The sequence below is a fragment of the Pseudomonas sp. NUPR-002 genome (assembly GCF_056322725.1).
Genome location: NZ_CM150476.1, coordinates 2,363,569 through 2,387,895, shown reverse-complemented (window position 1 = coordinate 2,387,895; position 24,327 = coordinate 2,363,569). Strand labels below are relative to the sequence as shown.

Annotated in this window: 18 protein-coding genes and 2 pseudogenes; 13 read left to right on the top strand and 7 right to left on the bottom strand. The window is 62.0% G+C overall.

The genetic code is table 11. The annotated features are described in order from the left end of the window. Window positions 1–25 precede the first annotated feature (25 nt). Together ACVWSC_RS10950 and ACVWSC_RS10945 are read left to right on the top strand one after the other, a co-directional pair. Window positions 26–904, top strand: coding sequence for a helix-turn-helix domain-containing protein (locus ACVWSC_RS10950; RefSeq protein ID WP_442113645.1), 879 nt, complete (start codon window positions 26–28; stop codon window positions 902–904). 244 nt (window positions 905–1,148) lie between these two features. Further along, window positions 1,149–2,072 carry a SphA family protein gene (locus ACVWSC_RS10945; protein ID WP_442113644.1) on the top strand — a complete coding sequence of 308 codons (924 nt, stop codon included), beginning with the start codon at window positions 1,149–1,151 and terminating at the stop codon, window positions 2,070–2,072. Window positions 2,073–2,092: 20 nt separating this feature from the next. Here ACVWSC_RS10945 and ACVWSC_RS10940 read toward each other — a convergent pair whose 3' ends face one another. After that, complete coding sequence (locus ACVWSC_RS10940) at window positions 2,093–3,931, bottom strand: sigma 54-interacting transcriptional regulator (protein ID WP_442113643.1); 1,839 nt, start codon at window positions 3,929–3,931, stop codon at window positions 2,093–2,095. Between the two features lie 328 nt (window positions 3,932–4,259). Here ACVWSC_RS10940 and ACVWSC_RS10935 point away from each other — a divergent pair, with 328 nt between their 5' ends. The 6 genes from ACVWSC_RS10935 (at window position 4,260) to ACVWSC_RS10910 (ending at window position 10,632) form a co-directional block, all read left to right on the top strand. Continuing rightward, a complete protein-coding gene (locus tag ACVWSC_RS10935) occupies window positions 4,260–5,735 on the top strand; it encodes an aldehyde dehydrogenase family protein (RefSeq protein WP_442113642.1) in 1,476 nt (491 codons plus the stop codon). 38 nt (window positions 5,736–5,773) lie between these two features. Then, window positions 5,774–6,109, top strand: coding sequence for a c-type cytochrome (locus ACVWSC_RS10930; protein WP_442113641.1), 336 nt, complete (start codon window positions 5,774–5,776; stop codon window positions 6,107–6,109). Window positions 6,110–6,119: 10 nt separating this feature from the next. Continuing rightward, window positions 6,120–6,809 carry a hypothetical protein gene (locus ACVWSC_RS10925; RefSeq protein ID WP_442113640.1) on the top strand — a complete coding sequence of 230 codons (690 nt, stop codon included), beginning with the start codon at window positions 6,120–6,122 and terminating at the stop codon, window positions 6,807–6,809. A gap of 11 nt (window positions 6,810–6,820) precedes the next feature. Continuing rightward, window positions 6,821–8,389, top strand: coding sequence for an FAD-binding oxidoreductase (locus ACVWSC_RS10920; protein ID WP_442113639.1), 1,569 nt, complete (start codon window positions 6,821–6,823; stop codon window positions 8,387–8,389). A gap of 58 nt (window positions 8,390–8,447) precedes the next feature. Further along, complete coding sequence (locus tag ACVWSC_RS10915) at window positions 8,448–8,819, top strand: c-type cytochrome (RefSeq protein ID WP_442113638.1); 372 nt, start codon at window positions 8,448–8,450, stop codon at window positions 8,817–8,819. A gap of 103 nt (window positions 8,820–8,922) precedes the next feature. After that, window positions 8,923–10,632: a diguanylate cyclase gene (locus ACVWSC_RS10910; protein WP_442113637.1), complete on the top strand. Its 1,710-nt coding sequence runs from the start codon at window positions 8,923–8,925 to the stop codon at window positions 10,630–10,632. A gap of 74 nt (window positions 10,633–10,706) precedes the next feature. On the opposite strand, the gene ACVWSC_RS10905 is transcribed toward ACVWSC_RS10910, so the two are convergent. Genes ACVWSC_RS10905 through ACVWSC_RS10895 form a run of 3 tightly spaced genes read right to left on the bottom strand, consistent with a single transcriptional unit; the run spans window position 10,707 to window position 14,287 of the window. Beyond that, window positions 10,707–11,714 carry a histone deacetylase family protein gene (locus ACVWSC_RS10905; RefSeq protein WP_442113636.1) on the bottom strand — a complete coding sequence of 336 codons (1,008 nt, stop codon included), beginning with the start codon at window positions 11,712–11,714 and terminating at the stop codon, window positions 10,707–10,709. A gap of 10 nt (window positions 11,715–11,724) precedes the next feature. Then, on the bottom strand, window positions 11,725–12,954 hold the full coding sequence (locus ACVWSC_RS10900) for a Zn-dependent hydrolase (RefSeq protein ID WP_442113635.1): 1,230 nt from the start codon (window positions 12,952–12,954) through the stop codon (window positions 11,725–11,727). Window positions 12,955–12,982: 28 nt separating this feature from the next. Continuing rightward, window positions 12,983–14,287: an MFS transporter gene (locus tag ACVWSC_RS10895; RefSeq protein ID WP_442113634.1), complete on the bottom strand. Its 1,305-nt coding sequence runs from the start codon at window positions 14,285–14,287 to the stop codon at window positions 12,983–12,985. A 169-nt stretch (window positions 14,288–14,456) separates the two neighbouring features. Between ACVWSC_RS10895 and ACVWSC_RS10890 the strand changes: the two genes are divergently transcribed. The 4 genes and pseudogenes from ACVWSC_RS10890 to ACVWSC_RS10875 all read left to right on the top strand — a co-directional run. Continuing rightward, window positions 14,457–15,374: a LysR family transcriptional regulator gene (locus tag ACVWSC_RS10890; RefSeq protein ID WP_442113633.1), complete on the top strand. Its 918-nt coding sequence runs from the start codon at window positions 14,457–14,459 to the stop codon at window positions 15,372–15,374. A 425-nt stretch (window positions 15,375–15,799) separates the two neighbouring features. Next, window positions 15,800–17,152, top strand: a complete 1,353-nt coding sequence (locus tag ACVWSC_RS10885) for an APC family permease (RefSeq protein WP_442113632.1) — start codon at window positions 15,800–15,802, stop codon at window positions 17,150–17,152. Window positions 17,153–17,228: 76 nt separating this feature from the next. Continuing rightward, window positions 17,229–18,497 (top strand): annotated as a pseudogene (locus ACVWSC_RS10880) (methyl-accepting chemotaxis protein); the annotation flags it as partial. A 315-nt stretch (window positions 18,498–18,812) separates the two neighbouring features. Further along, window positions 18,813–19,355, top strand: a pseudogene (locus tag ACVWSC_RS10875) (methyl-accepting chemotaxis protein); the annotation flags it as partial. A 120-nt stretch (window positions 19,356–19,475) separates the two neighbouring features. Here ACVWSC_RS10875 and ACVWSC_RS10870 read toward each other — a convergent pair. Continuing rightward, on the bottom strand, window positions 19,476–20,414 hold the full coding sequence (locus tag ACVWSC_RS10870; protein ID WP_442113631.1) for a p-hydroxyphenylacetate 3-hydroxylase reductase component: 939 nt from the start codon (window positions 20,412–20,414) through the stop codon (window positions 19,476–19,478). Window positions 20,415–20,470: 56 nt separating this feature from the next. Beyond that, window positions 20,471–21,640, bottom strand: a complete 1,170-nt coding sequence (locus tag ACVWSC_RS10865) for a p-hydroxyphenylacetate 3-hydroxylase oxygenase component (protein ID WP_442113630.1) — start codon at window positions 21,638–21,640, stop codon at window positions 20,471–20,473. Window positions 21,641–21,926: 286 nt separating this feature from the next. Between ACVWSC_RS10865 and ACVWSC_RS10860 the strand changes: the two genes are divergently transcribed. Then, window positions 21,927–23,135 carry an MFS transporter gene (locus ACVWSC_RS10860; protein WP_442113629.1) on the top strand — a complete coding sequence of 403 codons (1,209 nt, stop codon included), beginning with the start codon at window positions 21,927–21,929 and terminating at the stop codon, window positions 23,133–23,135. On the opposite strand, the gene ACVWSC_RS10855 is transcribed toward ACVWSC_RS10860, so the two are convergent. Further along, window positions 23,122–24,282, bottom strand: a complete 1,161-nt coding sequence (locus ACVWSC_RS10855) for a Bcr/CflA family multidrug efflux MFS transporter (protein ID WP_442113628.1) — start codon at window positions 24,280–24,282, stop codon at window positions 23,122–23,124. The two genes, ACVWSC_RS10860 and ACVWSC_RS10855, sit on opposite strands and share 14 nt — an antisense overlap. Window positions 24,283–24,327 lie beyond the last annotated feature (45 nt).

Genomic DNA, 24,327 nt, shown 5'->3' with positions numbered 1-24,327 from the left:
CTTCAGTCTCCCTGGATTGCCCATCATGAAACGCTCCAGCCTGCCGAAAATCCCGGTGTTCAAGCTGTACGGCGAAAGCCAGGCCTGGCCAACGCCTGACCTGCTGCACTGCGAATCGATCCCCAAACGAAGCAGCCTGCACCACTGGGAAATCAAGCCGCACCGGCATGCCGATCTGTTCCAATTGCTGTACGTGCGGCGCGGTCAGGCACAGATCGAGCTGGAAGGCCGACGCAGTGTGGTGCGCGAAGCGGCGATTCAGGTCATTCCACCGATGACCGTGCACGGTTTTCAGTTTTCCGAAGACATCGATGGCTATGTACTGACCCTCGGCGCCCCGCTGGTTGCGCAACTGGAAGCACAACTCGGTGCACCGCTGACCGTGCTGGCCTCGGCTGGCTGCTATCGCCTGGGCGCCGACCAGCGCACCTTGTACACGCTCATCCGTGTGCTGCATCAGGAATACGAAGGCAGCGCCCCGGCGCGTGACTTGCTGTTGCACTCACTGGTGACGTCGCTGATGGTCTGGATCAGCCGTCGCAGCCAGGCCATCAGCCCGTCGGGCAATCGCGACGAACGCAACCAGCAACTGCTGGCGCGCTTTATCAAACTGGTCGAGCAGCATTACCGCGAACACCTGTCGGTCGAGTTGTTTGCCCATCGTCTGGGTATTTCCACTGTGCAACTGAACACACTGTGCCGGGAACTGGCCGGGCAGACTGCGCTGCAGATCATTCACCAGCGCGTACTGCTCGAAGCCCGGCGCAGCCTGATTTACACCAACATGACCATCAGCCAGCTATCCGACAGCCTGGGTTTCAGTGACCCGACTTATTTTTCGCGGTTCTTCCGGCGCCTGTGCGGGCAGACGCCGAATGCCTTTCGCCAGGCCGGTGTCTCCTGATCGCGGGGCAAGCCCGCTCCCACAGCGGCCGGTGGGAGCGGGCTTGCCCCGCGAAAAAGATTCTGACTTTTCCGCAACCTGCAGAAATTTCTTAACAATTCCCTCCGCCCGACCACCAGCCCCAACCAACAACAAACGCAACCTATTGATATATAACGCTTTAAATCCTGGCACGCATTTTGAGAGAGGCTGCCCAGGCGTCGCTGCACGGCGCCAGCCCCATAACAATAAGGTTGACCCTCTCATGTTCAAACACGCCCCGCTGCACCTCGCTACCAGTCTGTTGCTGTGCGCCTCTGCCTGGCAGGCGCAGGCCACTGAAGGCGGTATTTCCTCATGGCCCATGGGTATCGAGATTTACGGCATGGGTATCCTGCCGCCACCGGGTACCTACGGCCAGATTTTCGTCGGCAACTACCTGGCCGACAGTCTGCGCGACAACAGTGGCGCCAAGGCTGCCGATATCGACCTGCGCGTTACCACCCTGGTCCCACGTTTTGTCTGGGTAACCGAACAGAAAGTACTCGGCGGCGATCTGGGCTTCCATGCCCTGCTGCCGTTGAACGACATGCGCCTGAACGTCAAAGGTGGCCCGCACGATCACAAGCGCGGCATCGGTGATGCGCACCTGGGGCCGGTGATCGGCTTTCATCCCAGTGAAAAACTGCACATCGCCACCGGTGTCGATTTCGTCCTGCCCACCGCCAGCGAATACGACGAGGACGACCTGATCAACCTCGGCAACAACTACTACACCGTGCAAGGTGTGCTGGCGATGACCTACCTGGACCCGGCCGGCCTGAATGCCGATGTGCGCCTGATGTACGACTACAACTTCGAAAACCGCGCCACCAACTACCAGTCAGGCCGCGAATTGCACGCCGACTACACCCTCGGCTGGGGCCTGGGCAACGGCTGGGTGATCGGCGTCGGCGGCCACGCCTATCAGCAGGTCAGCGACGACAAGTGCAGCGCTGCCGACTGCTCAGCGGCGGCCCTGGTCGACGCCACCGACGGCAACCGCGGCCGCTCGTTCTCCATCGGTCCCGCCGTGCAGTACAGCAGCAAGCAAGGCTGGATGTTCAGCGCCAAATGGCAAGACGAATCCGGCGTACGTAACCGCGCCGAGGGGCAAACCTACTGGCTCAAATTCACCACAGCACTGTAACCGGTAACCGGTGGTACAGGTCAGCTCCCCTTGAGCCGGTAGCTGACCTGCGCACGGCTCATACCGAGCATCTGCGCCGCTGCCGTGACATTACCACCCGAGCGCTCCAGCGCCAGGCGCACCAGGCGCCGTTCAATGTCCTCCAGCGACGTGCCCAGCACCCGCTCCTGCCCGGCAAAGAACGCCTGCAGGCTGGCCAGCTCAGGCGCACTGGCATCCGCTGATTCCGGCGCATCTTCAGTGACTGGCGGGCGTGCCTGCGGTTGCGCCGTTTCGACGGCCAGACGCCCCTCACCGGTCAAACCGATGGCCGACTCCATCAATGACGCTCCCGCTTCCGCCAGGTGCACCACATCGATCACCTCTCCATCGCTGGCGGCGATCACTCCACGCTCCACCAGGTTCTGCAATTCGCGGATATTGCCAGGGAAACGGTAGGTCAGCAGCGCATTGACCAGGCGCATGCTGAATCCCGCCAGTTGGCGGCCATGGCGTTGACTGAAGCGATGCAGGAAGTAGCTCATCAGTAACGGGATGTCTTCACGGCGCTCGCGCAGCGGTGGCAAGTGAATAGGGAAGACGTTCAGGCGATAGAACAGGTCTTCACGAAAACGCCCGGCTTCGACCTCGCGGCGCAAGTCCAGGTTGGTGGCGGCAATCACCCGCACATCAACCTGAATCGCCGAGGTGCCACCGACCCGCTCGATCTCGCCTTCCTGCAAGGCGCGCAGGATCTTGCTCTGGGCATGCAGGCTCAAGGTGCCGATTTCATCGAGAAACAGCGTCCCGCCATTGGCCCGTTCGAAACGCCCCGGGCGCGAACGCTCGGCGCCGGTAAAGGCGCCGCGCTCAACCCCGAACAGCTCGGCTTCGATGAGGTTTTCCGGCAGCGTTGCACAGTTCAGCGCCACCATCGGGATGTGCTGACGGCGGCTGGCCTGGTGCAGCGTGTGTGCGAACAACTCTTTGCCCACCCCCGACTCGCCGGTCAGCAACACCGTCGCCTGGGTCGGCGCCACCCGCTGCAACAACTGGCTGGCGGCGACGAAGCTGGCGGAAATCCCCACCAACTGTTTGGCATCGGTCGGCACCTCCAGCTCTGCCACCCGGGTATCGACCGCCGAGGTATAGGTGCTGCGGCTGAGAAAGTCACCAGGGTCGAGGTAGGCCAGATCGACATCGATGTCTTCCCACTGCTCGGCCGGCTTGCCGACGATCCGGCAGGCGGCATGGCCCATCGCCCGGCACTGCAGCTCACGAAACACCACCAGGCGACCGAGCAGCGAGGAGGCATAACCACTGGCATAGCCGATCTCCATCCAGCAGGCGGGCTCGCCACCCAGGCCATAGGCGGCGATGTGCTCATCCACTTCCAGCGAGTTGTGCCAGAGAAACTCCGAGTAGAAATGACCAACGCTTGAATCGATCTCGAAGCGCACCACCTCGACATTGACCATGCCTTCGAGCATGTGCAGGCGTGGCCCTGCGCTGTAGAGGCTGGCGTGATCACCCTCGGGCCATTGCTCGCTGACCTGCGCGGCATCGCGGGCACCGGCTTGCCAGCCGATGCGGGTAAGCAGACCGCGGGCCTTGTCCAGGCCCAGCGCCTCGATCAGTTCGCGGCGGATTGCGCCGAAGGCTGAGCCTTGCAGCAGCATCATGCGCTGGCCACACAACCAGATACTGCCGTCTTGCGGAGCAAAGGCCACCGACTGCGCCAGTTGTTCGGCCGAGGGCAGTCCGCTACTGCCGAACTGGCTGGTACGGTCGACGATCAGGCTTTTCTGACGGCCCAATACCTGTTTGAAAAAGTCTTCATCCACGGCGCGGCCAGCTTTGCCAGGCTTTGTAGTTGTCATAGGCAATATCAACGGCAGAAGTTAAGCCTGCAGTATGCCCCCCACTGCCGCCGGGTCAATTAGCCAGTCAGCCTAGGGCCGCCCTGAACTGCCTTAGTGGCCGATTACCGCCCGGATTTTGCAATCGCCGGCCAACGTCGAGCTTTCTGCAATCGGCGACTTCTCTGCATAAAAATTCGCACCTGCTCTCTGCACATTGCTGTGCTCGAATCACAAAATATCCATATCTATTTGTTTTTATTGGTTTTTCTACACAAAGCCGGAGGTGGCACGATAGTTGTTATGGGCTGTTCATCGAAACCCTTTCGACACAACAAGAGAGAAGCCGATGACCCCTACCCGCCCTGCCTACCAGAATCTTCACCTGCAGCCGTTGGCCGGACAATGGCGTGCGGGCAGCGCCGAGCGTTCGCTGACGGTGCTCGACCCGTACAACCAGCAACAGCTGCTGGAGATCCCCTTGGCCAACCGTGACGACCTCGACGCGGCCTACCACCGTGCGCATCAGGTCCAGACCGAATGGGCCGCGCAGTCGCCTGCAGCACGCAGCCAGGTGATGCTCCAAGCCGTACACATTTTCGATGAACGCCGCGAAGAGATCATTGACTGGATCATCCGCGAATCCGGCAGCACGCGGATCAAAGCCCAGATCGAATGGGGCGCCGCCCGCGCCATCACCCTCGAGTCGGCGAGCCTGCCCAGCCGCGTGCACGGGCGTATCGTCAACTCCAATGTGCCCGGCAAAGAAAGCCGTGTGTACCGCAAGCCGCTGGGGGTGATCGGGGTGATCAGCCCGTGGAACTTCCCCTTGCACCTGACCGCACGCTCCCTGGCACCGGCCTTGGCCCTGGGCAACACCGTGGTGGTCAAACCGGCCAGCGACACCCCGGTCAGCGGCGGTCTGCTGCTGGCGCGCATCTTCGAAGAAGCCGGCTTGCCCGCCGGGGCGTTGAGCGTGGTGGTGGGTGCCGGTGCCGAGATCGGCGATGCGTTTGTCGAGCACCCGGTGCCAGCCTTCATTTCGTTCACCGGCTCCACCCAGGTCGGTCGCAACATCGGCCGCATCGCCAGCGGCGGTGAGCACCTCAAGCATTTAGCGCTGGAACTGGGCGGCAACAGCCCGTTCGTGGTGCTGGCCGATGCCGATGTGGAACAGGCGGTCAATGCCGCGGTGGTGGGCAAGTTCCTGCACCAGGGCCAGATCTGCATGGCGGTCAACCGCATCATCGTTGAACAGCCGCTGCTCGAAGCCTTCACCCAGCGCTTTGTCGAGCGGGTCAAAGCCCTGCCCTGCGGCGACCCGAGCCTGCCTGGCACGGTGATCGGCCCGGTGATCAACGCCCGCCAGTTGGCCGGTCTGCAGGAAAAAATTGCCACGGCACACGCCGAAGGCGCCCAACTGCTGCTCGGTGGCGAGGCCCAGGGCAATGTGCTGCCACCGCATGTGTTCGGCAATGTCAGCGCCGATATGGACATCGCTCACGAAGAGATCTTCGGTCCGTTGGTGGGGATCCAGGCCGCACGCGATGCCGAACATGCCCTGGAGCTGGCCAATCGCAGTGAATACGGGCTGTCCAGCGCAGTGTTCAGCGCCAGCCTGGAGCGTGGCGTGCAGTTCGCCCAGCGCCTGCATGTCGGCATGACCCACATCAACGACATCCCGGTCAACGACGAACCCAACGCGCCATTCGGCGGCGAGAAAAACTCGGGCCTGGGCCGTTTCAACGGCGACTGGGCCATCGACGAGTTCACCACTGATCACTGGATCAGCGTGCAACACCAACCGCGTCACTACCCGTTCTGATTGCTACGCCTACACCCGATAACAATAAGGAGTCCGCAATGTCCCTACTGCCCAAGCCCCAGGCTGTGCGACGGACCATCACCAGTTGCCTTGCCCTACCGTTGATTGTGCTTGCCGGCACGGCCGCCGCCGATGGCGATGGCGTGTGGAAAGGCGGTGAAAATGTCTATGCCAAAGTCTGCGGCCATTGCCATGAAGGCCAGGTCGGCCCGCAGATCACCGGCCGGCAATTGCCACCTGAGTACATCAGCGCCGTGGTACGCAACGGCTTTCGTGCCATGCCCGCCTTCCCGGCCTCGTTCATCGACGACAACGCCTTGCGCCAGATGGCCGAGTACATTTCCAAATCGCCTGCGCCAGCGGCCAAACCCTGAGGGCAGTGTGATGATGAATGTCGAACGTCGTTCGCTGCTCAAGGGCATGGCCCTGGGCGGCCTGGCCGGTGCTGCCCTGGGCAGCTCCAGCCTGAGCCTGGCCAATAGCGTGCTGGGCCCATCAAGCCAGCCGCACGCTGCGAGCCTGGCGATTGTCAGCGCGCAGGTTGCCCGCAGTGCCTTCGTCCACGGCCTGCAGGCCAGCCCGGCTACCCCTGAGCTACAGATCATGGCCAGCGGCCTGGACCTGGCGCAGCTACAAGGCCTGCAACAACGCCTGAGCAGCGGCCAGCCCCAGCGCCTGATCGGCCTGGTCGACGATGCCAGCGCCGCGCTGATCATCGACCTGGCGCGCAGCGCCGGCGCGCGCGTCCAGTGGCTCGGCCAACACAGCGCCAGTGCCGGGCACTCCCGTCATCGCCTGCTCAGTGCCCAGACCGCACACGGCTGCGCCTTGCACCTGGGGCAGCAGCTCAACCGCTGCGGCCATGGCTTCGAGCTGCACGAGCAGCGCCTGCACAGCCCGGCGCCGGCCTTGCAGCTGACCTCGGCCAATCGCCAGGGCGGTGACCAATGGGCCGCCACCCTGGGTTACGCCCTGGCGGTGCTGGGCAGCACCGACACCGGCCAGGCCCCGCTGATTGCCCGCCGCGCACCGGCACTGACCGGCACCTACGTGTCGTTCTCGATCCACGTCTGAAGGATTCCAACATGAGCCAAGCAACTGCCACTCCCTTGCTGCCTCGCGGCGTCGATGCTGCCCACTTCGAGCAAGCCCTTGCCCAGTTCCGTGCCCTGCTGGGCGAGGACAATGTGCTGGTCAAGGATGAACAGCTGATCCCTTACAACAAGATCATGATGGCCGTGGACAACGCCGAACATGCCCCCGCCGCTGCCGTCACCGCGACCACGGTGGAACAGGTGCAAGGCGTGGTGAAGATCTGCAACCAGTTCAAGATCCCGGTGTGGACCATCTCCACCGGGCGTAACTTCGGTTACGGATCGGCCGCACCGGGCCAACGCGGCCAGGTGATTCTTGACCTGAAAAAAATGAACAAGATCCTGCATGTCGACCCTGAACTGTGCACCGCGCTGGTCGAGCCGGGGGTGACCTACCAGCAGCTTTACGACTACATCCAGGAGCACAAGCTGCCGCTGATGCTGTCGTTCTCGGCGCCTTCGGCGATTGCCGGACCGCTGGGCAACACCATGGACCGCGGTGTGGGTTACACCCCTTATGGCGAACACTTCCTCATGCAGTGCGGCATGGAAGTGGTGTTGGCCAATGGCGACGTCTACCGCACCGGCATGGGCGGGGTCAAAGGCGACAACGCCTGGCAGGTGTTCAAGTGGGGCTACGGCCCAACCCTGGACGGCATGTTCACCCAGGCCAACTACGGTATTTGCACCAAGATGGGTTTCTGGCTGATGCCCAAGCCACCGGTGTTCAAACCTTTCGAAATCAAGTTCGACAACCCGTCGGACATTGCCGAGATCGTTGAATTCATCCGCCCGCTGCGCATCGCCCAGGTGATCCCCAACTCGGTGGTGATCGCCGGTGTGCTGTGGGAAGCGTCGACCTGCAATACCCGCCGCAGTGATTACACCAGCGAGCCGGGTGCCACCTCCGACGCGATCCTCAAGCAGATCCAGAAAGACAAAAACCTCGGCGCCTGGAACGTCTACGCCGCCCTCTACGGCACCCAGGAACAGGTCGATGTGAACTGGCAGATCGTCACTGGAGCCCTCAAGCAATTGGGCAAGGGCCGTATCGTCACCCAGGAAGAAGCCGGTGAAACCCAGCCGTTCAAGTACCGCGCACAGCTGATGTCAGGCGTGCCTAACTTGCAGGAATTCGGCCTGTACAACTGGCGTGGCGGTGGTGGTTCGATGTGGTTTGCGCCGGTCAGCCAGGCACGCGGCAGCGAGTGCGACAAACAGCAAGCGCTGGCGAAAAAGATCCTCAACAAACACGGCCTGGACTACGTCGGTGAGTTCATCGTCGGCTGGCGCGACATGCACCATGTCATCGACGTGCTGTACGACCGCAGCAACCCGGAAGAAACCCAACGCGCCAACGCTTGTTTTGCCGAGCTGCTGGATGTGTTCGAGCAAAACGGCTACGCCGTGTACCGCGTCAACACCGCGTTCCAGGAGCGCGTTGCGCAGAGCTATGGCCCGGTCAAACGCAAGGTCGAGCACGCGATCAAACGCGCACTGGACCCGAACAACATCCTCGCCCCGGGCAAATCCGGGATCGACTTGAACAACCCGTTCTAAGCCCTTGCTAGCCCGCCAGGTTGCACCTGGCGGGCGACTTTCGTTGACAGGAACACCGATGATCGACAAACACCTGCTCACTGCCTGCGCCTTGCTGCTGGCTGCCCCGCTGTGCCTGGCCGAAGGTGACGCCACCCAGGGCAAAGCCCTGTTCAATGGCCAATGTGGTTTCTGCCACAGCACCGAAGCCGGCAAACACCTGATGGGCCCAAGCCTGCATGGCGTGGCCGGCAGTGCTAGCGCCCAAGTTGCGGGCTTCAACTACTCGGCAGCACTCAAAGGCAGCCAGCTGCGCTGGGATGACGCCAACCTCGACCGCTGGCTGACAGGCCCGGCCACGGTGGTACCAGGCAACATGATGATGTTCCCAGGACAAGCCGACGCCCAGGCCCGGCGCAACCTGATTGCGTACCTGAAAACCCTCAAGTAATACGCTGGCGTGCTGCTGCACCACGGCAACAGCACGCCGCTTCTACCCTTCGACTGCGCCAACAGGATCTATAATCACGGCTCATTTGCCGTTGGAACCTCTGATGTCGCAATCGCCCGCCACACCGAAACCCCGGCGTTTTCTTCCGCAAGCCTGCGCACGCCCACGGCGCATGGTGATCCTGTGTTTTCTCATCGCCTTTGCCATCACCCTGGTGCTTGCCGGGCGCCAGTACTACCAGCTGCAACAACACGAATTGCAAGTGCGCGAGCATGGTCTGCAGCTGCAGGCGCTGGCCATCGAAACGGTGGTATTCAGTGGTAAAAACCAGCTGCAATTTTTGCGCAACATCGCCGAGCGGATGTTGATCGAAGCGCACAGCCAGCCGCAAGTGCGCCACACCGACGTCATCACCTCGGCCCTGCGCAACAGCCAGCAACCGCTCTGGGGGCTGGCGGTGCCGAAGTCCGATGCGCCGGTGCGCGCCATCAGCGATGCCACGGCGGCAGACATCCCCGGTCTGAGCCGCGACCCCCAGCAGTTGCAAGAAGACCTGCACTTGTCACGGGTCATGAGCCAGCTGCTGCCCGCGCAGATTCAGAGTGAGCCCGTCCTGGCGCGGATCATGTTCCTCGCCACCTCCGGCGTGGTAGTCGCCTACCCTGCGCTCAGGGATGAGCAACTGGAGCCGATTCTGCGCAAATTCACCAGTTCGCCGCTGATGGAACTGAACCGGGCCAATATCGAAGACCTCGACATCGCTTTCTATCCGTTGCCCGACAGCAACCTCGGCACCATGCCGCATGTGCTGCTGAGCACGCCGGTGTACCTCAATGCCGTGATGCGCGGCGCACTGATCTACGACGTACCGCAGACCAAGTTTCAGAGCTTTCTCTACCAGTCCACGCGCAGTGACGAACAGCATGCCCTGATCGACGATGAAGGCAAGCTGGTTGCTTCCAGTGACCAGGTGTTCAAATCGCCCAGTGAAGACTGGCTGTCGAGCCTACCGGCCTCCAAGGTGCGCATCACCGTGCCGATGCTGTTTCAGCGCGACCATGGCACGCTGAAACTCGAAGAGGGTTACTTGCAGTTCCGTGAACTGCAAGGCATTGACCTGATGCTGGTCAACTACATCAGCACTGGCGACTTGCGCACGGCGGTGAACCAGCAGATCGACGTGCTGTTCTTTGCGATCTGGTTGCTGCTGGCGTTGTTGATGTTTTTCACCCTGTACATCGTTGATCGCCTGTTCAAAGGCCAACTGCGCCTGAACCGTCAATTGCGTGAGATGGGCCTGGTCGATGGCCTGACCCAACTGGCCAACCGCCGGCGCTTGCAATCGGACTTCGGCGGTTTGCTCCGGCGTCTGCGCGACGATCAGCCGGTGGCGTTGTGGATGCTCGACATCGACCGCTTCAAGAACATCAACGACACCTGGGGCCACAGTGCCGGTGACGAGGTGATCAAACACCTGGCCACCTTGTGCCGGGCGCTGGTGCGCCCGCAAGACCTGGTGGTGCGCTATGGCGGTGAAGAGTTCTGTGTACTGATGCCTGACACCACGTTGGCCGATGCCACGCAAATCGCCGAGCGCTTGCGAGTCGCTACCGCACAGTCAGTCTGCGTGCCCGAAGCGGGCACGCTGCTGGCCGGTGCGCCGTCACTGGAGGTTCACCTGACGGTTTCCATCGGCGTGGCGGAATTGCGCAGCGATGGCTGCGAGGGCCTGGAAGACCTGGTCGCCACGGCAGACCGGCGCCTGTACGCCGCAAAAACAGGCGGCCGAAACCAAGTCATCAACCACGACTGAAACCGCCAGTAGGAGCGGGCTTGCCCCGCGATGCGATGTGACAGACAGATCGCTATCGCGGGGCAAGCCCGCTCCTACCGGGCAAAAAATGCGCGGGCATTGTCTTCCAGGCTTTCCAGGTGGTAACCGCCCTCCTGGACGATCAGGCACGGTACGCCCAGGCCACGAATCCGCTCGCCCAAGGCAGCAAAGCCGTCACGGGTGACCGCAACCTTGCTTTGCGGGTCCAGTTCGTAGATGTCGAAGCCCAGCGACAACACCAGCACCTCGGCGCCGAAACCGGTCACTGCTGCCAGGGCTACGTCCAGCTGGCTGAGGAAGTCTGCCTCACTGGCACCATGCGCCATCGGCAGGTTGAGGTTGTAGCCCTCACCCGCACCCTGGCCACGCTCTTCGGCAAAACCCGCGACCGCCGGGTAGAAGTTGGTGGGGTCGCCATGCACCGAGACGTACAGCACATCGTCTCGTTCGTAGAAGATTTCCTGAATGCCCTGGCCGTGATGCATGTCGGTGTCGAGCACGGCCACACGGCTGTAGCGTTCGCGCAGTACCTGGGCGGCGATCGCGGCGTTGTTCAGGTAGCAGAAACCACCCGCCGCTTCCGCGCGGGCGTGATGCCCTGGCGGGCGGCACAAGGCATAGGCCGCAGGTTCACCGTCAAGCAGGGCCTTGGCCCCCGCCACTGCGCTTTGCGCTGACCAGTAGGCCGAACGCCAGGTCTGCTCGCCCACCGGGCAACTGCCATCGGCAAGGTAACGGGCCGCCTGGGCCAGCACGCCACGCAAGGCGTTGGGCTCAGGCACGAAGATGTTCGACATCACCTCATCGCCCCAGTCTTCGGGGATCTCCTTCCAGCGCTGGTGCGCCTCCTGGAGAAAGCTCAGGTAGGCCGCGCCATGTACCGCCAGCAGTGGCTGCAGGCCGGCATCGTTTGGCTGGACGATGTCAAAACCCATGCTATGCGCGGCCTGTAGCAGACGTTGAGCTCGCTCGGGCACTTCCTGAGGTGTGCGCATCTGGCCGCGCGAGTAGTAGCTGCGCGGATGGTGCAGAAGTTGTTCCGGGTGGAAATAGCAACGCATGGATTTCTCCTTATTCGACACGACCGGCACGGGCCAACACGGCGTTGAGCAGCACATCGGCGCCTTGGCGTACGTCCTCGGGCAGCACATCTTCGGCTTCGTTATGGCTCAAGCCGCCGACACAGGGGATGAACACCATCGCTGTCGGGCAGTAGCGCGCCAGCAGAATAGCGTCGTGTCCAGCGCCGCTGACAATCGATTGCTGGGCGTAACCCAGGCCATCGACTGCCGCCTGCACCGCAGCCACACACGCGCTATCGAACGGCGTTGCCGGGCTGACCCAGTGGCGGCTGATGCTGACGTTCAGGCCACGCTGGGCAGCGATAGCGTGCAGGCGGCTAGTGACCTGCTGTTCCATGTCGGCAATGGCCGTGTCGCGGTGATGACGCAGGTCGACGGTGAACTGCACGCGCCCGGGAATGGTGTTGCGCGACGACTTGCTGATGCTCAGTTCGCCCACCGTGGTCAGCCCTTGGGGGGCAAATTCACTGGCCAACTGTTCAATTGCCTGGATCATCGGCGCGGCGCCATACAGGGCATCTTTGCGCAGCGGCATCGGCGTGGTGCCGGCGTGCGCAGCCATGCCTTCGACCTGCACGTCGAGCCAACGAATGGCCTGGCCACCGCTGACCACACCAATGCTCTTGGCGTTGTCTTCAAGAATCGGGCCCTGCTCGATGTGCGCTTCGAAATAGGCATCCACCGCACCGCCCAAAGGCCGCGTGCCGGCATAGCCGGTGCGCTGCAACGCCTCGGCAACGCTGACACCCTCGGCATCGCGCACCGCCAGGGCGTCTTCAAGTTTCATCGTGCCGGTGAACACCGCCGAGCCGAACATCGCCGGGGTGAAACGCGCACCCTCTTCGTTGGTCCACACCGCCACTTCCAGCGGCTTGCGCGTCTGGATCTGCAGGTCATTGAGGCAGCGCACCACCTCAAGCCCGGCCAGCACACCGTAGACACCGTCGAAACGCCCACCCTCAGGCTGGGTGTCGAGGTGGCTGCCGATCATCACCGGGGCGGCCTGCGGGTCGCTGCCTGGGCGGCGGGCGAAGAGGTTGCCAATCGGGTCAACGCTCAGCGTCATGCCTGCTTCGCGGCACCAGTGGGCAAACAGTTCACGTCCGGCTTTGTCTTCTTCACTCAAGGCCAGGCGGCAGCTGCCGCCACGGGCCGTCGCACCGATTTCGGCCATGGCCATCAGGCTCGCCCACAGGCGTTCGCCGTTGCTTTTCAACATCGCAACTACTCCAGTATTCATTGACAGATCAGGCCATTTCCAGGCGGTGGGCGGCGGCGTGGCGGCGCGCCAGGGCCAGTACGCAAAGCAACGAGATGGCAGCAATCACGCTGTAGAACAGCGCCATCGGCCACCACTGGCCAACAAACTTGTGCGCCAGCCACGTGCCGACCAAGGGCGTCAGGCCACCGGCAATCGCACCGCACACCTGATAGGCCATGGAGATCGCGGTGTAGCGCACGCGGGTCTCGAACATGCCGCTGACGTAACCGGCGATCACCGCATAGAACGACGCCATGCACACCACCGCCAGGGCGATACCGACAATGATCAGCGGCGCCTGGCCGGAACTGACCAGCACGAACATCGGGTACGGCGAGGCCATGGCCAGCAGCGACACCAGGCAGAGGAAGCGCGTGGCGCCGATCTTCTCTGCCACCCAGGCCGCCAGCGGCTGGATGCAGAACTGAATGATCGCCACCACGAACAGGCACTCGAGAATCAACGAGCGTGGCAAGGCCAGTTGCTGGGTGCTGTAGGCAATCATGAAGGTGTTGGTGAAATACACCCCGGCGATGCCCAGGGTATTGGCGCCGATACACAGCAGCAGCGGGCGCCAGGCGGTACGCAGTACTTCCATCACCGGTGCCTGCTCTTTGCGCTTGGCCTTGCTGGCCTGTTCACGGCTGGCGAGGAATTCTGGTGATTCATTGACCCCCAGGCGAATCGCCAGGCCCACCAGCAGCAACAGTGCACTGGCCAGGAACGGCAAGCGCCAGCCCCAGCTCATCAGGTCTTCCTCGGGCAGGCGGGTGACGGCGCTGAAGGCCAGCAGCGACAGGATCAAGCCCGCCGGGCTGCCCAACTGGGCGAACGAGGCAAAGAAGTTACGGCGGCCCTTGGGTGCGTGCTCACCGGCCATCAGCACCGCCCCGCCCCATTCACCACCTACGGCAATGCCCTGGACGATACGCAGCAGAATCAACAACACCGGCGCCGTGGCACCAATCTGTGCATAGGTCGGCAACAAGCCAATGCACACGGTGACCACGCCCATCATCAACAGGGTAATCACCAAGGATTTCTTGCGCCCGATACGGTCGCCAATATGGCCAAACACAATGCCGCCCAGGGGCCGGGCGAAAAAGCCCACGGCGAAGGTGCCGAAAGCGGCCATGGTGCTGAACAGTTTGTCGTCGGAGGGGAAGAACAAGGCGCCGAACACCAAAGCGGCGGCGGTGGCATAAATGTAAAAGTCGTACCACTCGATCATGGTTCCGATAAAGGCGGCAGCGGCAGCCCGGCGAGGCTGGGGCGATGCGGTAGGCGTCATGGGTCAGGCTCCTTTGATTATTTTTCTGGCAGGAGGGAACGGTGCGTTCGGGCGTTCTCGATGACGCCTGTATGACCACGATTTTTCGTCTGCAGGCTATGATTAGTCAATTTTCTATTTATTATTCACACTATTAACCGCCCTTATATTTAAACCCCAGGACCCTGCCATGCCTGACCGCTTGCTCAACGACCGTCTGGACTGGAACCTGCTGCGCACCTTTCGCGTCATCGGCCAGGAGCTGAGTATCAGCCGGGCTGCCGCGCGCCTGCACCTGACGCAACCGGCGGTGAGCCAGGCGCTCAAGCGTCTGGAAGAACAACTGGGGCGCCAGCTCATCGCCCGCCGCGGCCCACGCTTTGCGCTAACCGAAGTGGGCGAGCAGATTTTCCACCTGGCAGGTGAAATCTACGGGCAAATGTCTCAGGTCAGTGGTGTGCTGGAGCAACCGGCCGACGAAGTGATCGGCAAAGTGCGCCTGCTGATGATCAGCCGGATCGCCTGCGAACGGTTCGACAGCTTCCTCGCCGACTTCCACCGCCAGCATCCACGGGTTGATCTGGAAATCGACGTGATGCGCAGTTCCGACATCGTCAGCGCCCTGCAGGAAAAAACCGCGACCCTTGGCCTGAGCCTCAACCGCCGCCCTCAGCCGCGCCTGGAACAGCGCCTGTTCCTGCGCCAGCGCTACGCCTTTTTCTGTGGCAAACACCATGGATTGTTCGGCAAACAGGACGTTGCCGAGGGCGACCTGCAGCGGGAAAACTTCGTCAGTTTTGCCAGTGACCAGATTGGCGGCATGCTCTCGCCGCTGACCATTTTCCGTGACCAACAGGGCTTCAGTGGGCGCATCGTTGCCACTTCACCGAGCCTTGAAGAAGTGCGCCGCTTGGTCATTGCCGGGTACGGTGTTGGCTGCCTGCCCGCCCACGTGGTGGCTGAGGACGTTGCAGCGGGCTTGCTCTGGCCCTTGCCACCGCATGAGGGCATTGCCGATGTCGACATTCACCTGCTGTGGAACCGCGAGCAACGCATGAGCCGCGCTGAAGCGGTGTTTCTCGAAGCCCTGCAGGCAACCTTGTTGTAGGGGCGGCGATGCGACTTGACCCGCGATCGCAATCCTTCAGTCACATCGCATCGCGGGGCAAGCCCGCTCCCACAAAAAAAGACCGATATCTGTGTCAAATTTATTCGACATCCAATGAAATCCGAATAACGCCAAGACCTTTGGTTTAGAGCACCTAATGCACGATAACGGGCGCAAGCCCGACACAATCCAGTAACAATTTGTCAGAATTTAATTGACACACCACATCACACTTTCTATTTTCCCTCTGCCTCACCGCTGCAAAAAAAGAATAATTCCAAATACATACGGGCAAGTGCCATTCATGATGCCAGTCTCTTCACGCGCACCTAAGCAGCAGAACAAAGGACCCGTTCTCACCGTTTCACCCCGCCAGACAGCGATTGCAAGCGCCCGCTCCTTCCGGACTCAGGAGCACGCTCAGCATGCACAGTAACAGCACCAGCGCTGCCGGCAGCCAATTCAAAAAGTCTCTGAAACTCTGGCAGGTGGTCATCATCGGCCTGGCCTACATCGCGCCAATGACCGTGTTCGATACCTTCGGCATTGTCTCCGGCATCACCGATGGTCATGTGCCAAGCGCCTATGTGCTGGCCCTGCTCGGCATCCTCTTCACGGCGGTGAGCTACGGCACCCTGGTGCGGCGCTTCCCCGAATCCGGTTCGGCCTATACCTATACCCGCCGGGCGATCAACCCGCATGTCGGCTTTCTGGTCGGCTGGTCGTCGCTGCTCGACTACCTGCTGCTGCCGATGGTCAACGCCTTGCTGGCCAAACTCTACCTGTCGGTGATGTTCCCGGAAGTGCCGGCCTGGGCCTGGGTGGTGGGCTTTGTCACCATCATGAGCCTGATCAACATCCGCAGCATCACCCTGGTGGCCAACTTCAACACCCTGTTCGTCGCCATTCAGGCGGTCATCATCGGCGTGTTTATCTACCTGACCATTCGCGGTCTGCACAACGGCGAAGGTCTGGGCACCTCGTGGAGCCTGTTGCCGTTCGCCGGTGAGGACACCCACCTCAATGCCCTGGTCGCTGGCGCCACCATTCTGTGCTTCTCGTTCCTGGGCTTCGATGCGGTCACCACCCTGTCGGAAGAAACCGAAAACGCAGAGAAAGTCATCCCCCGCGCGATCTTCCTGATTGCCCTGATCGGTGGCCTGGTGTTCATCGTCGTGTCGTTCTACATCCAGTCGTTTTTCCCCAACATGGACCGCTTCCAGGATCACGAAGCCGCCCTGCCGGAAATCGCCCTGTATGTCGGCGGCAAGCTGTTCCAGTCGATTTTCATCTGCTGCACCTTCATCAACACCCTGGCCTCCGGCCTGGCCTCGCAAGCCAGCGTGTCGCGCCTGCTGTATGTGATGGGCCGCGACAACGTCATCCCCAAACGCTACTTCGGCCGCCTGCACGGCAAGTGGAAAACCCCAGCGATCAACATTGTGATTGTCGGGTTCATCTCACTGTCGGCGATTTTCTTCGACCTGGTGACCGCCACTTCGGTGATCAACTTCGGTGCGCTGGTCGCCTTCAGCTTTGTGAACCTTTCGGTCATCGTGCACTGCTACATGCGTGAAGGCCGCAACAAGACCTTGCTCGACAAGTTCAAGTACCTAATGGTCCCGACCATTGGCTTTTGCATCATCGCCATCCTCTGGCTGGACCTTGATGAACACTCGCTACTGTTTGGCGGCGTGTGGGCGGCGTTAGGGGTGCTGTACCTGGCCTACCTGACCAAAGCCTTCAAGGTTGCGCCACCGAGTTTCATTGCCGAGTAACTACCATGACCAATGGCCCGTCGATTTCGATGGGCCTTTTACTGTCCACTACCCTTAAAACTACAAGGACGTCACCATGCTGCTGCGCCGCCTGCTCATTCAATGGAAGATCACCCTGCTCGCCGGCTTGTGCCTGTTGACCATCGTGGGGGTGCTGATGGCGGCAGCGCTGTTTCAGTCCAGTCGCAGCGCGGCATTGGTGAACAGCGCCAGCACGCAGATGCTTGAGCAGAACGCGCGCCTGCGCTTGCAAACCTATGCGCAACTGCAAGCGGTGCGCATCCAACGCTACTTCAAGGACGCCTACCTGTATGGCAATGGCGTCTCTCACCTGATGATGGTGCTCAAGACCCAGGGTGGCGATAACCTGCGTCAGCAGCTCACCGAGCAAGCCCGGACGGCACTGGCAGAGAACCCGGAACTGCTGGGCCTGTACCTGGTGTTTCTACCCGGTGCGCTAGATGGCAAGGACGCAGCCTTCATCGATCAAGCAGCGCTCGGCAGCAATGAAAGCGGACGTTTCTCGCTGTACTGGTCGCAACCGCAACCGGGCCAGCTGGAGTCGGAGGCCATGCCAGAGTCGATGCTGGCCGATACCAGCCTTGGCGCTAACGGTTTCGCTTACAACCGCTGGCTAACCTGCCCGCTGGAAAGCGGCGAAGCCTGTGTTATCGACCCTTACTTCGACACCGTCGGCGACCGCACGCCGCTGATGACCAGCATCGCCATCCCGCTCAAGCAAGACGGCAAAGTGATTGGCGTGATGGGCCTGGATATCAGCCTCGACAACCTGCAGCAATTGAGCCTGGACGGCCGCCAGGACCTGTTCGACGGCAACGGCCAGGTCAGTATCGTCAGCCCCGCTGGCCTGCTGGCCGGGCACAGCCGCGACGGCAAGCAGCTGAGCAAAAAAATCGAAGAGGTGTTCGGCCAGCAAGCCAGTGCCCTGGCGCAACAGATGCGCGCGGGCAAGGCGGCTGAAGTGAACGACAATGGCATGCTTCAGGTCAGCCAGTCGTTTGCCCCGGTGCCGGGCGCGCAGCCGTGGAGCGTGTTGCTGGAAGTCCCTGAGCAGGTGCTGCAAGCGCCCGCCCTTGAGCTCACCACACGCCTTGATGCGCATAGCAACAGCGCCAACCTCAACAGTTTGCTGATGGCCCTGGGTGCTGTGGTGCTGGGCCTGATCGTGATCTGGATGACCGCACGCGGAGTGACCCGGCCGATCCTCGGCGTGGCAGCGATGCTCAAAGACATTGCCAGTGGCGAAGGCGACCTGACCCGCCGCCTGGACTACGTCGGCAAGGATGAACTGGGTGAACTGGTCAGTTGGTTCAACCGCTTCCTCGACAAGCTGCAACCGGTGATCGCCGACGTCAAAGCCTCGGTACAGGATGCACGCGGCACCGCTGACCAGTCGGCCGCAATTGCCAGCCAGACCAGCGCCGGCATGCAGCAGCAATACCGCGAAGTCGACCAGGTGGCCACTGCCTCGCAAGAGATGAGCGCTACCGCCCAGGACGTCGCCCGCAACGCAGCGCAAGCTGCCGAAGCGGCACGCGGTGCCGACCTGGCCACCCGCGAAGGCCTGGAACTGATCCGCACCACCAGCCGCGCCATCGAACAGCTGGCCTGTGAAATGAACGCGGGGATGGAAGAAGTACAACAGCTGGCCAGCCGTAGCGAGCAGATCGGCTCAGTGCTTGAAGTGATTCGCGCGATTGCCGAGCAAACCAACCTGCTGGCCTTGAATGCCGCCATTGAAGCGGCACGCGCCGGCGAGGCCGGGCGCGGTTTTGCGGTGGTGGCCGATGAAGTGCGCAGCCTGGCCAAGCGTACCCAGGATTCGGTCGAGGAGATTCGCACCGTGATCGAAGGCCTGCAACAAGGTACACGCGAGGTGGTCGGTTCGATGCACAGCAGTCACCGCCAGGCTCAGGGCAGCGTGGCCCAGGCCGAACAGGCGGTACCGGCATTGCAACGGATTGGCGATGCGGTGGCGGTGATCACCGACATGAACCTGCAGATTGCTTCGGCGGCCGAAGAGCAAAGTGCGGTGGCTGAAGAAGTGAACCGTAATGTGGCGAGTATTCGTGATGTGACCGAATCGTTGTCTGAGCAGGCACAGGAGTCGGCGCAGATCAGCCAGGCGTTGAACCGCCTGGCCAATCACCAGCAAGGCTTGATGGCCACCTTCAAGGTGTGACCACCCAGGTGGGAGCGGGCTTGCCCCGCGAACACGGGCGAAGCCCGTGCCATTCACCGCAGTGCCTGCTTCGCGGGGCAAGTCGGATCGCCGCACCGCCGCTCCCACCGAGGTACGCCTTTAGCAGGTGCCAATTACCTGTTTGAGCATGCGCTTGAAGGTCTCGATCTGCTCCGGCGAGCAATCGGCAAACACTCGAGTCTGCTGTTCGCAGGCAATGTCCCACAACGCTTCGGTCTGTTCGACACCGGCGGCCGTCAGGCCGAAGCAGCCAGCCGCACGGTCTTCGACCAGGCCTTTGCGCTTGAGCATGTCGACCGACTGTTCGATCTCACGCATGGGCATCGCCACTTCACGCTGCAGTCCGGTCATGTCCAGGCCGCTATCGTTCTCCAGCACCATGAGCATGCGCGCTTCACTGGTGCGCAGGCCGGTAGCCAGCTGCCGTGGCTGGTAGTCGGCCTGGTAGCTGCGTACGGCCTGGGTCATCAGGTAGTAGAGGTTATGGCTCAGGCGTCCCTGGAAGGCACTCTTGCCACCGCCTTCAGGACGCGACGTCAGCCGCGGGTGCGGCAGCACCGACGAGTAGGCGCCCTGGTGATAGAGCAACGGCGAGCGGCCGAAGTCGTCAAAGGCGATGACCTTGCCAATCAGAATCCAATGATCACCACCATCGACCTGCTGGTGCATTTCACATTGAAAACGCGCTGCGCAGTCGCTGAACAACGGCGCCCCTCCCGCCCCTTCCTGGTGGTCGACACCGGCAAACTTGTCGTCCTTGGGCCGGGCGAACTGATTGGACAGGTCAATCTGATCCGCCGCCAGGATGTTCACGGCGAAGTGACTGGCATCGTGGAACACGTCGTAGCTGGTGGAGCGTTTGTCGATGCTCCAGAGAATCAGTGCTGGCTCCAGTGAAACCGAGTTGAAGCTGTTGGCGGTGACGCCGACTTTGCGACCGCCGACGGCGGCGGTCATGATCGTCACACCGGTAGCGAAGTTGCCCAAGGCACGGCGAAACGCACGCGGATCGAAGCCCGCTTCTTGTTGGTTGCTCATGATGTCCTCAGTGCCGGGCGCACCCGGCAGGTCGATTCGAGAAAGAGTACAGGCCGTCAGACCATGCTCGGATCGGGTTCCAGCCCCATCAATTCCCGCCCAAGGATTTGCGCGCAGACGTCGTAGTCAGTGTAGGCATGCGCGGCAGTCATGTGCGAATCGCGCCACAAGCGCTGCAGCTCGTTGCTCTCCATCCAGGCCGTGCCACCGGCGGCTTCGAACAGGCGATCGACGGCCTGAACGCACATTTTTACCGCATAGCCCTGGTTGGTCCGCCAGAACGCCAGGGTTTCACGGCTCGGGTACTCATGACGCTCGCCATGTTCGGCATGATCGCGCCAGGTTTTTTCCAGGAAGGCCCGGGCGGCAGCCACCTGATGGGTGGATTCGGCCAGGCGCATCAAGGCCGGTGTAGCGGCCCCGACATTGACCCCGGTGTAGGCGCGCACGCGGTTGCGGGTTTTCTCCTTGAACGCCTCCAGCATGCGCTCGGCAATACCCAGGCTGATGGTCGCGAAGCCACTGGCAAAGTACGGCCGATAAGGGCTGTAGAAGATCTTGCTGTCCGGGTACAAACCAAAACCGGCGGACTTGCCTTCCATCATGTCCTTGGCTTTCTGGATGCGGTGCTCAGGGACGAACACGTTGCCGATCGACAGGGTTTTGGTACCGCTGCCCTTCATGCCGACGGCGTACCAATCATCCTGAATCTGGTAGTCGCTGCGTGGCAGCACCGCGAAGCAGTAGTCCAGCGCCCCTTCGGCATTCACCCGGCGGCAACCGACGATGGCCCATTCGGCGTGATCGCTGCCACTGCTCCAGCCCATCTGGCCGCTGAACATGACGCCACCCTCGACCTCCTCGACTTTGCCGAACGGCGCAATCGAACTGCTGGCCGTGGCATCCGGGTTGGCGCCCCAGATTTCATCCTGCAACTGCTTGGGGAACATCGCCAGCTGATGGCTATGGGTGCACAGCAGGCTCATGGCCCAGGCGGTACTGGCACAGGCACCGGCGAGCAAGGCGATGCAGTCACAGAAATCCGGCAGCGACATTTCCAGGCCGCCGTAAGGCTTGGGCTGGAAGGCGCGGTGCAGGCCAAGGCCTTTGAGCATGGCAATGTTTTCGGCCGGGACCATGCGGTCCTGCTCGGCTTGCGCGGCATTGGCGGCGATGGCAGGGAGGATCTCCTTGAGGGCATCAAAGAGGGGCGTTGGCTTTTTCATTGTTAGCGACCTTGTTGTTAGAAATTCGCTTAGTTCTGAGGAGGATTATGCGCAGCCCGAACAGCGCTAAAAATGGACATTTCGGACTCTGCATTGCACTTTCCATGGCTTTCTAGCCCCCTCCGGTAGGAGCGGGCTTGCCCCGCGATAGTGGTTTGCCTGTCACATCGGATCGCGGGGCAAGCCCGCTCCTACCAGAAGGTGTGGGTGTCTCAGAAAAATTGTTAACAAGACAACGAAACCAGTACCATAACGCCCCCTCCCGGCACCGGAGCCGTTCTCTGTCATGCGTCATTGGCCCAGCTCCCTGCGCGCTCTGCGCCACCGCAATTTCCGCCTGTACTTTTTTGGCCACGCGATTTCCACCCTCGGGACCTGGATCCAGCAGGTGGCCTTGAGCTGGTTGATTTACCGGCTGACCGACTCGGTCGCCCTGCTCGGCCTGACCACCTTCGCCGCGTTGATTCCACAATTGCTGGTCGGGCCGTTTGCCGGTGCCTGGATCGACCGGCATGACAAGCGGCGCCTGCTGATCATGGTCGAAACTGCACTCGCGGTGCAGGCGCTGGTGCTCGCCGGTTTGACCGCCAGCGAACTGATCGGGCCAACCCTGATTGTGTTCATGGCCGCTTTGCTGGGTGTGTTGAATGCCGTAGATACACCGTTGCGCCAGTCGTTGCTCAGTCAGTTCGTCGACGACCGTCAGGACCTGCCCAACGCCCTCGCCCTCAACGCCATGCTGTTCACCCTGTCGCGCTTCATCGGCCCGCCGCTGGCCGGATTGCTGTTGGCGGTGATCAGCGAAGCGGTGTGCTTCAGCCTCAATGCCGTGTCCTATCTGGCCCTGGTGATCGGCCTTGCCTGTGTCCGCCAACTGCCCACGGCACGCGCCAGCGGCTCATTTGCCAATGTGTTCCGCGAAGGCCTGCGCTATGCCCTGGACAGCCCGCAGGTGAAGCAACTGATGCTCAGCGTGATGGTGATCAACCTCACCGCATCGACCTATGTGGTGCTGCTGCCGGTGTTTGCCCGTGACATTTTCGCCGGTGACGCACGCACCCTCGGCTGGTTATGGGGAGCTGCCGGGCTCGGCTCATTGGCGGCCAGTGTGGTCCTGGCCGGGCATCGCAGCACAACTCCGCTGGTGCGCTTGATTCTTGCCAGTGCAGCCAGCAGTGCAGTGGCCATGCTGGTGTTCGCGGTCAGTACCCAGCTGTGGTTGTCGCTATTGGCCATGGCCGCACTTGGCTTTGGCATCACCCTGTGCAACGTCGGCACCAACATCTTGCTGCAGAGCCAGGCACCGGAAGCGCTACGGGGCCGGGTGGTGGCGCTGTACACATCGACACGTTTCGGTTTTGACGCCATCGGCGGCCTGCTGGCCGGGCTGGTCGCCGCGCGGCTGGGCGCCCCGATGGTGTTGCTCGGCGCCGGGGCGCTACTGCTGGTCTACTGTGCCTGGGCAGTACGCCGCCCTGCCCTCAGCCACGGCTAAGGCGGTAAGCCAGAAACGCTCCGATACCGGCGCTGCCCACCACCAGCGCCATCGGCCAGGGGCTGCCGTCGTACAAAGCACCGACCAGGGCACTGGCCACGGTGCCCAGGCCAAACTGCATGGCCACCGCCAAGCCCGCTGCTGCCCCGGCCTGACGCGGGAAAATCGCCATCAGGCAGGCCAGGCAGTTGGCCGCGACCAGGCCGGTAATGCTGACAAACAGCAACACACACAGCACCAGCGCTGGCAGGCCGCCTACGCCAGCACCGGCACACAGCAGCAAGGCCATCCCTGAGCCGGCTGCCAGCGTGGCACCGAAACCGAGCATACGCTGCGAACCCAAACGCCGAACCAAACGCGCATTGAGAAAGCTCATGCTCATGATTCCGGCAATGTTCAGGGCAAACAGCCAGGCGTAGTGCTGGGCGGAAACGCCAAAATACTCGATATAGACAAACGGCGAGGCGGTGATAAAGGCAAACATACCGGCGAAGGTCAGGCCCATGCACAGGATGTAACCCAGCGCCTGCGGGCTGCGGGCGATGTCGGCATAGGCCTTGAAAACACTCAGCAGCGAAGCGCCGCGCGCCTGCGGTGGATGAGTTTCCGGGATGTAGCGCAGCACCAGCAGCAGGCACAGACCGGCAAAGCCGAACAACACCAGAAACAGCACACGCCAACCGCTCAGCAGCATCAGGTAGCTGCCCAGCAGCGGCGCTACCAGGGTGGCGATCATGGTCACCTGCTGCATCAACGACAGCACCCGTGCGGCGTCGTTGAGCGGGAACAGGTCGCGGACAATGACCCGCGCCAGCACCGACGCCGCGGCACCGCCCAACGCCTGCATCAGGCGCCAGCCGATCAGCTGACCGGGACCGCTGGCCAACGCGCAACCGATGCTGGCGAGCATGTACAAGACAATCCCGGCCAGCAACAGCTTGCGTCGGCCAAAGCGGTCGGACAGCGGCCCATAGAACAGCATGCCGAGGCTGAAACCGGCGAGGAACAGGCTGATGGTCAGTTGAATCTGCTGCTGACTGGCCCCCAGATCGGTGGCAATCAACGGCAGGCTGGGCAGGTACATGTCAATCGACAGTGGCCCGAAGGCCACCAGGGCGGCGAGTAGAACAATCAAGCGAGGGGGCATGGGGACTCCGGGAATCGCGGGGCAAGCCCGCTCCCACAAGAAACG

Coding starts and splice junctions, on each gene's coding strand:
- ACVWSC_RS10950 (WP_442113645.1), top strand. CDS start 26: ATGAAACGCTCCAGCCTGCCGAAAATCCCGGTGTTCAAGCTGTACGGC.
- ACVWSC_RS10945 (WP_442113644.1), top strand. CDS start 1,149: ATGTTCAAACACGCCCCGCTGCACCTCGCTACCAGTCTGTTGCTGTGC.
- ACVWSC_RS10940 (WP_442113643.1), bottom strand. CDS start 3,931: ATGACAACTACAAAGCCTGGCAAAGCTGGCCGCGCCGTGGATGAAGAC.
- ACVWSC_RS10935 (WP_442113642.1), top strand. CDS start 4,260: ATGACCCCTACCCGCCCTGCCTACCAGAATCTTCACCTGCAGCCGTTG.
- ACVWSC_RS10930 (WP_442113641.1), top strand. CDS start 5,774: ATGTCCCTACTGCCCAAGCCCCAGGCTGTGCGACGGACCATCACCAGT.
- ACVWSC_RS10925 (WP_442113640.1), top strand. CDS start 6,120: ATGATGAATGTCGAACGTCGTTCGCTGCTCAAGGGCATGGCCCTGGGC.
- ACVWSC_RS10920 (WP_442113639.1), top strand. CDS start 6,821: ATGAGCCAAGCAACTGCCACTCCCTTGCTGCCTCGCGGCGTCGATGCT.
- ACVWSC_RS10915 (WP_442113638.1), top strand. CDS start 8,448: ATGATCGACAAACACCTGCTCACTGCCTGCGCCTTGCTGCTGGCTGCC.
- ACVWSC_RS10910 (WP_442113637.1), top strand. CDS start 8,923: ATGTCGCAATCGCCCGCCACACCGAAACCCCGGCGTTTTCTTCCGCAA.
- ACVWSC_RS10905 (WP_442113636.1), bottom strand. CDS start 11,714: ATGCGTTGCTATTTCCACCCGGAACAACTTCTGCACCATCCGCGCAGC.
- ACVWSC_RS10900 (WP_442113635.1), bottom strand. CDS start 12,954: ATGTTGAAAAGCAACGGCGAACGCCTGTGGGCGAGCCTGATGGCCATG.
- ACVWSC_RS10895 (WP_442113634.1), bottom strand. CDS start 14,287: ATGACGCCTACCGCATCGCCCCAGCCTCGCCGGGCTGCCGCTGCCGCC.
- ACVWSC_RS10890 (WP_442113633.1), top strand. CDS start 14,457: ATGCCTGACCGCTTGCTCAACGACCGTCTGGACTGGAACCTGCTGCGC.
- ACVWSC_RS10885 (WP_442113632.1), top strand. CDS start 15,800: ATGCACAGTAACAGCACCAGCGCTGCCGGCAGCCAATTCAAAAAGTCT.
- ACVWSC_RS10870 (WP_442113631.1), bottom strand. CDS start 20,414: ATGAGCAACCAACAAGAAGCGGGCTTCGATCCGCGTGCGTTTCGCCGT.
- ACVWSC_RS10865 (WP_442113630.1), bottom strand. CDS start 21,640: ATGAAAAAGCCAACGCCCCTCTTTGATGCCCTCAAGGAGATCCTCCCT.
- ACVWSC_RS10860 (WP_442113629.1), top strand. CDS start 21,927: ATGCGTCATTGGCCCAGCTCCCTGCGCGCTCTGCGCCACCGCAATTTC.
- ACVWSC_RS10855 (WP_442113628.1), bottom strand. CDS start 24,282: ATGCCCCCTCGCTTGATTGTTCTACTCGCCGCCCTGGTGGCCTTCGGG.